Source organism: Bacillus sp. JJ664 (assembly GCF_036962205.1).
Classification (GTDB): domain Bacteria; phylum Bacillota; class Bacilli; order Bacillales; family Bacillaceae_G; genus Gottfriedia.
Genome location: NZ_JBALMS010000140.1, coordinates 1 through 3,595, shown reverse-complemented (window position 1 = coordinate 3,595; position 3,595 = coordinate 1). Strand labels below are relative to the sequence as shown.

At 30.6% G+C, this 3,595-nt stretch carries 5 protein-coding genes; 1 reads left to right on the top strand and 4 read right to left on the bottom strand.

Annotated elements, in window-relative coordinates; genetic code table 11:
• Window positions 1-367: 367 nt before the first annotated feature.
• On the bottom strand, window positions 368-619 hold the full coding sequence (locus tag V7056_RS18130; protein WP_499703798.1) for a hypothetical protein: 252 nt from the start codon (window positions 617-619) through the stop codon (window positions 368-370).
• Between the two features lie 69 nt (window positions 620-688).
• Window positions 689-1,123, bottom strand: a complete 435-nt coding sequence (locus tag V7056_RS18125; protein WP_499703797.1) for an SMI1/KNR4 family protein — start codon at window positions 1,121-1,123, stop codon at window positions 689-691.
• Window positions 1,124-1,407: 284 nt separating this feature from the next.
• Between V7056_RS18125 and V7056_RS18120 the strand changes: the two genes are divergently transcribed.
• The gene (locus tag V7056_RS18120; RefSeq protein WP_499703796.1) at window positions 1,408-2,613 is read left to right on the top strand and encodes a hypothetical protein; all 1,206 of its coding nucleotides are present in this window, start codon (window positions 1,408-1,410) and stop codon (window positions 2,611-2,613) included.
• A gap of 133 nt (window positions 2,614-2,746) precedes the next feature.
• On the opposite strand, the gene V7056_RS18115 is transcribed toward V7056_RS18120, so the two are convergent.
• Window positions 2,747-2,983 (bottom strand): hypothetical protein, encoded by a 237-nt coding sequence (locus tag V7056_RS18115; RefSeq protein WP_499703795.1) that lies wholly within the window; start codon window positions 2,981-2,983, stop codon window positions 2,747-2,749.
• 18 nt (window positions 2,984-3,001) lie between these two features.
• Complete coding sequence (locus tag V7056_RS18110) at window positions 3,002-3,466, bottom strand: hypothetical protein (RefSeq protein ID WP_499703794.1); 465 nt, start codon at window positions 3,464-3,466, stop codon at window positions 3,002-3,004.
• Window positions 3,467-3,595 lie beyond the last annotated feature (129 nt).

The following is a 3,595-nucleotide window of genomic DNA, read 5'->3' as shown; positions in this document are numbered from 1 at the left end:
CTTTTTTGGTCTTTTGAATAATAGTTTTATAATACAAACTTTGAATTTCTGGAAAGATTGCGGCTAGTAATATAGCATTAAAAACTAACAATAAAATAAGAGCTTTATTCACTTTTTTATTTTCAACAACTGCCATATTTATGTACACTCCTTAGAAGATTATCTATTAATTATAGATATTAAAATGTTAAAGAAGAATTTCCCTTTCTCACATTAACTACACTTTCTTCATAACCTGCCTTAATTTCCTTCTTTCTTCTCCAACTAATCTTCCAGATAAAAACAAAAAAATCGACGAAACGTCGATCATGATATCTAACTAACGCGCCAGTTAGTTCAATAAGGATACCAGTTCTATTTCAAAAACTTACGTATGTATTTGCTTTTTTGAAGAGACTTTGATCAAAAATAAAAAGATTATAAAAACCGGAATTTGCACATACAGACCGAGGATAAAACTACTTAATACACATGCACCCAGTCCAAGGAACCCTGTCCTTCTTACTCCCCTTTTTTTGCTATAAATTAATAATATCACGCCTAAAATTATACCTGCTAATATCGTACCAATAATTTCATATAAACTAGTAGAGTAACTTACCCCAATTGAACCACTCATTTTTATCCCTCATCTCAATAACATGTTCCCACAAATAGACTGTTTTAGTTGCACAAAAAAGGCATTTCTTTAAACAGAAATACCTCCGTTAATCATTCTACTAATAAAATCTTCTAGCGAAGATGCGATCACAGTACATGTATCATCTTCATGATTCCATACATATATTTCATCATTTTGAATTCTACCATCTATTATCTGGTAACCAAATAAATCCCCATTGCCTGCATCTGAAAAAAACAAAAAATTATCTAATGGAATCATATTGTCTCTAAAATTATGGATAGTCCTAAAAAACAAATTTTCTTTTACCATCTGTTCTGTTGACCAAATCAAATAAATCCCATATTCACCAGACACACCATTTGTTTCACTATATAATTCTTTTAACTTTTTGGGTAATTCAACATTTAATTCTTTTTTTAGTGATGCTATTTCTGCACTTGTTGCAGGTGTTTTAAATTGATAATCATTTGAAATATCAGATATATAATTCTTCCACATAAAAGTAAAACCCACCCTTAACTTACTTATTCATAGTTATATTCACCACATCTTTTCAATACTCCTGCTATAACTAAACTACTTTAATTCAAAATAAAAAGAGTTACCAATGCTAACCCTTTTTTCTTTCTACTAACTAGCCAGTTAGTTGGGTAAGGATTAACTTTCCTCCACAAGCTTAAAGTTATCAATCTTAATGTAAGTTTGTTGTTTTGGGAACTATTTATAAATTTTGGAAAATTCTGTATAATACAATGGAATAAACAAAATTTTGGAGGATGAAAATGATAAATAAGTTCTTGAAAATGATTATACTGATAGTTCTTCTTTGTTCCGTCACAAATTATCCAAAAAAAGATACTACAACTGCCGAAGCTGCTGTAAAAGTAGATATAAATAGGACAGTTACGGAAGGTTATAAAATCAATCACGGCTATGAATATACATACATAGATGAAAAAAATCAAAAGAATGTACTCTCACCAAGTTCCATCGGGGAGTATTGTACAACATTTTATAATGATCGAAAATGTTTTTTAGATTATAAAATGGAAGATTCGTACTTTATATCGACAAATTTATCTACAAAAAAGAAAGACTATGTGATTAATACAAGTAATAAAAATGAAACAAGTCTAGGTTATAACGGAGCTCCAGAAAAATTTTATCAATTGCCAATGCCATTGAAAAAAGGAAAAAAATATAAATCTTTTAGAGGTAATATTACATTAAATAATGAAGTATTATCGACAATTTCATCACTTACTTTGGGCAAGAAAAAGTATTCAAATGTATTGGTTATAAAAACAACTGGCGGAGGGAAAACCATACAAAGTTATTATGCAAATGATTTAGGTTTATTGTTAATACAGGATATTAAGAAAAAACCATTTAAAAGTCTTTTCAAACTAATTTCCTATAAAAAGAAAAGCGTTTCTATAAAAAATAGAATTACTAGTGGATATATGTTAGATGACAATTTTACCTATCTCTATACAAGTACAGATGGCGATACTGAATATCGACCGATAACAATTGACGGTTTTTGTAAATTCATTGAGGATTGTGACAGTTATAAAAATAGCTTTTTCAAAGAAGGCACTTCAATATTCGATATAAGAACGCTACCAGACGCGGAAGACGATGAAAGATATTATGTTTATGCTTTCAGTACAAGTAATCAAAAAGAATTGGCGTTTACGAGTGATTATACAACATTATTTAAATATTCAATGCCAGTTGATGAAGGAGAACTATATAAAAATGAAGATGACTATGGAAAATTTACAAGTCAGGTTTTATCAACGTCATATAAATTAATACTAAATGACAAAATGTACAATAATGTCATGGTTGTAAAAGTCAGTTATGATGATACTGGAGAATCATTTGTATTCTATTTAGATAAAAATGTTGGACTGTTAATGTTGGAGTTAGTGGATAGCGAATATTATGCGATGAAATTAAAGAGTATGACAAAGATAAACTAATCAATTGTGGGGAGCATGATCACATTTAATTTATGCTAGATATATGCGCAGAAAAGGAACAAAAGTGCTTTGTTTAGCTCTTTTGCTCCTTTTCTTATTGAGTGACCCACCTTCATCGACTCCATAAATTCGTTCATATTGAACTAACGCGCCAGTTAGTTGAAGATTCATTATACTTTTTTACTTTTTTTAACTTGTAGAAAATCCACCCAAGCCAATCTCCTGCAGTAACTATAAACAATACAATAATATCGTAATTTGAATTAAAGATTTCAACTTTAAAAATTTCTGAGAAGGTTACTAGAATCCCAATAGTTAATAGGCCAAAACCAATCTGATAAAATAGTTTTTCATTAATAAAACGTCTCAATAAAAAACGATTCCCCTCTTACTGAATCGTGACATTTCCTACATATTGAGCTTCCCCTCGATCCGTTCGAAGGTCTACCATAATGACATACTTTCCTTTTTCTTTAGGTAAATAGAACGAACGGTGGTTGCTCAGTTTCAATGTTGTTCCCTTCACCTCTTCATTATCCTTCCATACCGAAACGTTCAAAGAATCGACTTTGAAATCTTCACTATCAAATAACAAATCTACTTGTTCTCCAGACTGAAAAGTTAATGGTTTTTGTTTCTTTGCGAATGCGATAATGTCTTCCGTTTCTTTTTCGATTCTTTTACCGTTTTCCCCTCTCCAATCAATATGCGCTTCTTTCAATTTTACTGACCCCGTATCCGTAGGACTCGATAGCGTGACAGTAGGAGGGCTAAAGTCATAATCTTCTCCTATACATCCTGTAAACGAAAAGACAAGAAATAAACCAAAAATTGATAGTAAAATCCGTTTCATGAACTCTTCACGCCTTCACATTTTTTGTTAAATATTTCCATAAATTTAGTTTAACAGAAATCCCATAGAAAAAGGACTACATAAAAGTAGCCCTTTCATATTCAACTAACGCGCCAGTTAGTTCAACAA

Excerpts from the sequence above, each read along its gene's own strand:
- V7056_RS18125 (WP_499703797.1), bottom strand. The coding sequence starts at position 1,123 with ATGTGGAAGAATTATATATCTGATATTTCAAATGATTATCAATTTAAA.
- V7056_RS18110 (WP_499703794.1), bottom strand. The coding sequence starts at position 3,466 with ATGAAACGGATTTTACTATCAATTTTTGGTTTATTTCTTGTCTTTTCG.
- V7056_RS18130 (WP_499703798.1), bottom strand. The coding sequence starts at position 619 with ATGAGTGGTTCAATTGGGGTAAGTTACTCTACTAGTTTATATGAAATT.
- V7056_RS18120 (WP_499703796.1), top strand. The coding sequence starts at position 1,408 with ATGATAAATAAGTTCTTGAAAATGATTATACTGATAGTTCTTCTTTGT.